5 protein-coding genes are annotated in these 5,083 nt (G+C 39.3%); all 5 read left to right on the top strand.

What is annotated here, in order from left to right:
* Window positions 1–298: 298 nt before the first annotated feature.
* Genes Q0340_RS07810 through Q0340_RS07790 form a run of 5 tightly spaced genes read left to right on the top strand, consistent with a single transcriptional unit; the run spans window position 299 to window position 4,466 of the window.
* Entirely contained in the window at window positions 299–1,342 is a 1,044-nt protein-coding gene (locus Q0340_RS07810) for a hypothetical protein (protein ID WP_297997417.1), read from the top strand.
* Window positions 1,342–1,956, top strand: a complete 615-nt coding sequence (locus tag Q0340_RS07805) for a hypothetical protein (protein ID WP_297997415.1) — start codon at window positions 1,342–1,344, stop codon at window positions 1,954–1,956. The genes Q0340_RS07810 and Q0340_RS07805 overlap by 1 nt, the downstream gene beginning before the upstream one ends.
* Window positions 1,953–2,939: a type IV secretion system protein gene (locus Q0340_RS07800; RefSeq protein WP_297997414.1), complete on the top strand. Its 987-nt coding sequence runs from the start codon at window positions 1,953–1,955 to the stop codon at window positions 2,937–2,939. The genes Q0340_RS07805 and Q0340_RS07800 overlap by 4 nt, the downstream gene beginning before the upstream one ends.
* A 10-nt stretch (window positions 2,940–2,949) precedes the next feature.
* Complete coding sequence (locus Q0340_RS07795; RefSeq protein WP_297997412.1) at window positions 2,950–3,243, top strand: TrbM/KikA/MpfK family conjugal transfer protein; 294 nt, start codon at window positions 2,950–2,952, stop codon at window positions 3,241–3,243.
* Window positions 3,240–4,466, top strand: coding sequence for a toprim domain-containing protein (locus Q0340_RS07790; protein WP_298082843.1), 1,227 nt, complete (start codon window positions 3,240–3,242; stop codon window positions 4,464–4,466). The genes Q0340_RS07795 and Q0340_RS07790 overlap by 4 nt, the downstream gene beginning before the upstream one ends.
* Window positions 4,467–5,083: the final 617 nt, after the last annotated feature.

The raw sequence follows: 5,083 nt of genomic DNA, 5'->3' as shown, positions 1-5,083 counted from the left end.
AATTTTAAAAATTTATTACTTAATACGATGAGAAAATTTTAAATTAGAAGCTAAATTTTTAGATTTTAAATCAGTTAAGCATTTAAAACAATTTTAAAGGCTATTAAAGCCCCATAGATAAAAAAATAAGAAAAAGATAGGGGAAAAGCTTATTTTTGATTGTAGAGCACTTAAAAGGTATTTGTGAGCGTTTTCAAATTTTATAATTTTTTTGATTTTTTATATATCACTTTTTAAAAGTTTTTTAAATTTAATGAATGATAAACTACTGAAAAATAATCTATCAAAAGGATTTAGGGTGGCAGAAGAGCTGACGCAAGAGCAAATGGCCGAATGGGCATATTTAAGCGAAGACGAACAAACCCTTACGGCTTCGAGCATTCAAGAAAAAGGGAATAAAGAACGGCAAGTGCAAGATATAAATTTAAGCAAAGACGCGCAGCAAGCCGTAGAAATACTGGGCGAGAAAGAGCTGCTAGATGTGAGAGTTAAAGAAAAGCAGCAGGAGTTAGACGAATTTAAAAGCCCGAAAGCAAAAAGAGAGTTCGTAAAAGATAGATTAGACGGCGTAGAAAAAAATGAGTCCTTGAAGGAGAGTCTACAAATTTTAAAAGAGAAAGAAAAAATAGAAGAGCAAATCAAGGCAAAAGAGGAACAGATCGCCAAAAAGGAAAAAGGGGAAGAAAAAGAGCAGAGCCCGCAACAAAACGAGCCTCAGCCAGGTAGAGAAAGCAGCGCCGAGCAAGAGGATTGGAACAAACGAGCCGACGAGCTAGAGATGCAGCACGAAAAGGAGCTTGAGGATCTCAAGGATCAGCAATCAAAGCTTGAAGCAAATTTTCAAAAATCAATCGACAATCTCATGAATAGCGACGGAATAAACGGCATTATAACCGCACTGCAGGAAATGGATAGAAGCCTTGAGATGATGTTAAAACAGGGCAAAGAAGAAAGCATCGCCAAAGATCGCCAGCGCCAAGAAAAGCTTGATCTAGCCTTTGACAGTCCTAAATTTAAAGAGGCTGTCAGCGATTTGGTAAAAGAGGTCTATACGCAACGCAAAAAAGTCAAAGGCGGTTTTAAAGAGATGGAGAACGAGCGGGCTAATTACGCTAAATTACAAACGACCTACGAAAAAGAAACCAAAAAAGGGCTTGATGTCAAAGGATACGAAAAGCTAAAAAAGATGATGGGCGACATCGAAAAAGAAACGCCAAATTTTAAAGATAACTACCCTAAATTTTATCAAAAGGTAAACGATACGCTAGTGCAGGTCAAAGACAAAATTTTAAACAAGGCCAAAGGGCAAGAAAACGAAAATGACAGAGGCAGGAGCCTATAATGAGCAATATAACGCCAAAACAAAGAAGAAACGTGATTGAGGGTGACTTGGAAAATTATGTCAAAAGCGAAAACGACTTTTTAAGCCTAAGAAAGAGCTTTATAGACTTAAATTTTAGCTTAGCTCTCGCATATGAACACGACAAGCAAAAGGCAAAGAAATACTTAGACGCGGCCAAAGAGATACAAGGACTCGAAGATAAACAAGACAAGAGGGGGAAGTGGGAAATAAACGAGGATAACAACAAAAAAGTGATGATCCCGCACAAGGATGATGAAAAATTTCAAACCAAATTTGAAAAGGAAAACCCGGTCCTTTTCAGACAACTACAAAATGAGCTAGAGCTCATGAATAACGAAGCAAGGCTATACGAAAAAATCAAGGATAACAAGGACAAGGGTATAGATAAATTAACGCCGCTTTACGCAGAGCTGCAAGAGGGGCAAATCGACGTAAAAAGAAGATGCGGAGACGAAGCAGGTAAACCGATAGATGCGGATAGATTTAGGTGCAGCTACCCAAATGCCACCAAAATGCTAGAACAAACCATCGAAAAATGGGCTGAAAAGGAAACTAAAAAAGAAAATACCGAGCAGAAAGGAAGAGAGATATGAAGAAAACATTAATATCTATCGGTGCGGCAACGGCGCTATTTTTTAGCAGCGCAAATGCAGGAGGTGTTCCAGTCGTAGACATAGCCGCAATAGCGCAAGCTGTAATGGGCTATACGCAGACGCTGAAAGACTATGCTGAGCAAATCAAGCAATACGAGCAAATGACTAAAGACACGCTAAATTTTGAAAAGCAGATGGAAGAGCTCGGCGTAGATATGAATAGTATTCACGATATACTAGGCGACGCGCAGAATATGATCAGTCAGATGCAAAGTATCTACGACAATGTTAAAAATATTCCAAGCGACGTCATGGGCGATATAGCGAGAGTGCAAAGCGCGTGCTCGTTTTTGGAAAATAATAGCCAATTTTTCGGAATGACGCTAGGAAAAACCAAAAGCTCAATCAAGAGCAAGGTTAATCGCTGCACTTACGCATTGCGAGATGGCGCAAATTTAAGCAAAAGTATAGACGAACTAACCGAGCAGATGAATAAAACCGTCGATCCTATCCAAAGAGCAAACTACCAAGCGCAAATCAACAATATAAAGAATGCCGAGAAGTTCCTGCAAGAAAGAGATAATATCGAGAAAACAAACGCCCTGCTAGCTTTTGAAGATACGTTTCATAGCGATGACAAGACCAATCCTTACTCAAAGGCAAAAATGAACGACGATTTAAAGCAGCTTTCAAAGCAACTAAGCAAGCCAAACAACCAAAAGCAAGCTCAAGCCCTTACAAACTCGATACTGCTTAAAATTCTCGAAAATTTGCAGCACCAATACGAGCTGAATATCAACTATACCAGTACGATAGCAACGAGTAGACAGCTAAACGAAAGCAGCAGCAATAAAAATTTAACCGAAGAGAGCTTTAATCAGTCGGTCGTAGAATACAAGCGCAACGACGCCATATTTGAGCCAGAAACCAAGCAGCTCCCGAAGGACGAGCTAGGACTACCAAAATTCGTATATTTTAAATAAAGGGGAAAGAATGAAAAAACTAGTTTTTAGTTTAATCGTAGGCGCAATTTTTGCGGCAAGCGGCGCGATCGCGAAAGAGATAAGCGCAAAGGATACGGCAACAAAGACGTCTGCTCCAAAAGAGCTCGGCGACGTATTTACTGGTGATAAGAAACTGGCATGCGAAGCGGTGCTATGCCTCGCAAGCGCTACGCGCCCGCCGGAGTGCGCCACAAGCCTTAAAAAGTACTATTCGATTACGGCTAAAAAGGCGCATAAGCAGGCTCAAAAAAGAAAAGCATTTTTGGATCTGTGTCCAAGATGAAAGAAAATCTAGTCGAGCTCGCGCTTGATGAAATTTTAAAGAATAACGGCTACTTTGAAAAAAGAGACAAAAGTAGCCGGAACTACAAAACGCTTACGAACGACTACGGCGATACGATAGTCATATCGCGCCAATCAAACGGCCATTACTTATATTTTAATCCAAACGATAGCGCCGATCGGGGCAATATTTACAACTTCGCCAAAAATCGCGGAGTGGAAGTAAAAGATTTAATAGACGAAGAAAAAATAAAAGATATAAAAGAATTACAAAACAATACTATACCGAAATCAACTACTAAAAAAATCGATAATGAAATAATAGAAAAATTTAAAAAATTAGATAAGACGGGCAAAAATTCATTTTTAGTCCTCAAAAGAAAATTAAGCGCCGAACTCTTAGCGCAATTTAGCAGCTTAAAACAGGACGGCAAATACCAAAACGCAGTCGTACCGACATATACGCTGGCATCAGCACAAACGAATGCCGGCACAAAAGAGTTTTTAAAGCAAAGCGGAACGATAAGCTATCTCTCAAAGCCCTTAACGCACGATCCGCAAGGAAAGCCATACGATAAGCCCATCAAGCAGCTTTGTAACGGGAATAAGGGGCTGGAAATTTTAAAGGCCGACAACGCGCATAAAAGCCCGAAAGAATTTAAAAATATCATAATCAGTGAGAGCATGATCGACACGCTATCGTTTTGCGAAATGAAAGGGGTAAATTTACAAGAGACGCTGCTATGCTCGACTAACGGACAAATATCGGCATCACAAAAAGATGCAATTAAAGCGCTTCGCAAGCTTGCCCCGAATGCAAAGTTTACATTAGCATTCGATAACGACGATCGCGGCAAAGAGTTTGGCAGGATCGTGGAACAGATGGTGCCCGATGCTAGTAGGGAAATGCCGATATTAAAGGATTTTAACGATGATTTAGTAGTCGGCAAGGCATTAGGGCTAGCAGCGCGCAATATCAGTAAAGAAAGCATTTTAAAGCCATTGAGTGAGCTTGGCAAGAAAGTAGAGTATTTATCAAAGAAATATGATTTTTTAGAGCCTTGCGCAAAGAATGACAGAGTAAAAGAGCTTTTAGGGTTTAATCTTTCTAAATTTAAAGAGATAGCTCCAAAGGTACAACGTTTGCCAGGAATCAGAGAATGCCTTAAACGGCTTGATCTTGTTGAAAGAAAAATCGGCAGGGAGTATTCTAGAACTATATGATTTATAAAATGCCACTCAATCCGTGCAGCTAAATTTTAATTCGCTTTTTGAAGTTTAAGGTTTGGATAAGCTTTTTAAAATTGTATTTTATCCCCTTTTCTTGGGAGTTTGATAGAGATTGTGGCAAGTTAAAATTTTACGAAATCTCGCTTTAATATCCCGGTGCCGGGTTAAGTAAAACGGTAGCTTTCTATTGTCCGATTGGCCAAATTTTAAGTTGCCCGGATTTAAGATCAGTGGCATAGTCGGAGCGGCAAGAAATTTAGCCTGCCTTTTGAAGTTTAAGGTTTGAATAAGATTTTAAAAATTGCATTTTAATCCCTAATCTTGGGGGTTTGTCCGGATCTGGGATAAGTAGAATTTTTACAAAATTCCGCTTTTACCATTGGCGGACTGAACTAAGGTGCTGTCACGCCGAAGCCGAGCCTAGGGTCTCGGCTTCTAGGAGTTTAAGCGGGGATACCCCGCAACGTCCCTCAATATAGGAGCTGCCGTCAATGACAGCAGCGAGAATTAAAAAGGGAAAGAAAATCAAATTTTAGCTTAAATGAGGCTTATATTTTTAATTTATTTTTAGGTTATTTTTAATCTTTTGTTATTTTATATTTTTTTGTATT

This window comes from uncultured Campylobacter sp. (assembly GCF_938045595.1).
In the GTDB taxonomy this organism is placed as follows: Bacteria; Campylobacterota; Campylobacteria; order Campylobacterales; family Campylobacteraceae; genus Campylobacter_B.
This window is presented reverse-complemented; position numbering and strand designations above follow the sequence as displayed.

What these genes read in the sequence shown, in the direction of transcription:
- Q0340_RS07805 (WP_297997415.1), top strand. Translation starts at nt 1,342, where the DNA reads ATGAGCAATATAACGCCAAAACAAAGAAGAAACGTGATTGAGGGTGAC.
- Q0340_RS07800 (WP_297997414.1), top strand. Translation starts at nt 1,953, where the DNA reads ATGAAGAAAACATTAATATCTATCGGTGCGGCAACGGCGCTATTTTTT.
- Q0340_RS07795 (WP_297997412.1), top strand. Translation starts at nt 2,950, where the DNA reads ATGAAAAAACTAGTTTTTAGTTTAATCGTAGGCGCAATTTTTGCGGCA.
- Q0340_RS07790 (WP_298082843.1), top strand. Translation starts at nt 3,240, where the DNA reads ATGAAAGAAAATCTAGTCGAGCTCGCGCTTGATGAAATTTTAAAGAAT.